Here is a 1,585-nt window from a genome sequence, read left to right on the forward strand (position 1 = left end):
ATGAACGACGTTGACACCGACGAGCGCAGGCTGATGATGGGTCGTCGAGGGATGGCCTGACTCGACCGTCGGATGTGGAGGTCGAGCCTTCTGGAATCGGTGAGGAGGCCGGTCATGTCGATGTTGGAGGTGGCGCTGGATCGTGGGGCTGTGATCGTGGCGGTGGATCCGGGCAAGGTGATGAACCGGGTCTGGGTCAGCAACGGGAACGGCTTGCTGACCGAGCCGGTGTCGTTGCCGGTGGCCCGGTCCGGGGTCGTGGCCCTGGAGAAGATGCTCGCGGCGCATGCCGGCGAACCGGTGATCGCGATCGAGGCGACCGGGAGCCTGCACCGAGCGTGGGCCGCCGAGCTGGAGCGTCTGCATCCCGGTGCGATCCGACTGTTCGCGCCGTCGGAGACCAAGGCCGCCCGCACCCAGTTGGGGTCAGGCCGGTTCAAGACCGACGACCGGGACTGCGCGGCGCTGACCTACCTGGCCCGACAGGGTGCTGGGCGTCGCCAGGGCGAGGAACTCGCGGTCGAGGAGCTCCGGGCGGCGGTGCGTCACCGCCGGAGTCTGGTCGCGGACCGCAAGACGGCCCAGCAGCGGCTGCATGACCAGCTCAACGCGCTGGCCCCGGGCCTGTCGGCCCCTGTCGGGCACGGCCGGTCGCTGCCGATCGAGACCCCGACAGGGCAGGCGGTGCTGGCATGCGCGGCGGCCTTCGCCGGCCGGGCGCCAGCGACTCGCTCGCTGATCGCCCGGTCGCCCGGCCGGCTGACCAAGGCGACCGCGCAGTACTGGGCCAACCGCTGGAACGACTGCCTCGCACCGCCGCCCGACGCGGCTGGGCGGGCCGAGCGGCTGGGCCGAGACCTGGACCGCTACCGGGTCCTGCTGGTCGACATCGCTGCGGTCGAGGACGAAATCGCGGTCTTGCTCGCCCGCACCGACGGGCAGATCCTGACCAGCCTGCCCGGCGTCGCGGCCATCCGGGCTGCCGCCTTCGCCGCGCACACCCTGCCGATCGCCCGGTTCCCCGATGCCGAACACCTCTACTCCGCCACCGGCTTGGCGCCGGCGATGTACGAGTCGGCCACCATCCGTCGCCGCGGCCGGATCTCCCGCCAGGGCCTGGCCGAGCACCGCGACGCGCTGATGGGCATCGCCTGGGGCCTATCGCAACACTCACCGTCCTTTGCCGAACGCAACACCGAACTGCGTGCCCGCGGCATGGCCCCGATCCAGGCCCGCGTCGCGCTGGCCCGCAACGCCTGCCGACTGATCCACCGCATCCTCACGACCCAACAACCCTTCGATGAACAGGCGTATCGTCGAGGAAGGCTCAGTCGCGGACGGTGACGGCCACGTTAGCTATGCCGTTCGACGGCGCAACCTAGCTTGCCGCCCGCCCGCGCTGGGCCGCCCATCACGGCGCACACGAAAGCCTGCCGACCACGGCGCCTGATCAGCCTGCCGACCAACGACGGCCCGAGCCGGACTCAACAACCCACTTCATCGCGAACCCAGCCCTGCGCACCCCAACGCGCTCGGCCGCCGCAACGCGCCCACACTCAGTCTTGACTCCCAGCGCGAAAGCTAG

General features: G+C 70.9%; 1 protein-coding gene. It reads left to right on the forward strand.

Translation table 11 applies throughout. From position 1 onward, the window contains the following. The first annotated feature begins 114 nt into the window (after window positions 1-114). Window positions 115-1,344, forward strand: coding sequence for an IS110 family RNA-guided transposase (locus tag DZA62_RS35205; RefSeq protein ID WP_157988114.1), 1,230 nt, complete (start codon window positions 115-117; stop codon window positions 1,342-1,344). The last annotated feature ends 241 nt before the right edge of the window (window positions 1,345-1,585 follow it).

The organism is Jiangella endophytica (assembly GCF_003427025.1).
Lineage (GTDB): Bacteria > Actinomycetota > Actinomycetes > Jiangellales > Jiangellaceae > Jiangella > Jiangella endophytica.

Excerpts from the sequence above, each read along its gene's own strand:
- DZA62_RS35205 (WP_157988114.1), top strand. The coding sequence starts at position 115 with ATGTCGATGTTGGAGGTGGCGCTGGATCGTGGGGCTGTGATCGTGGCG.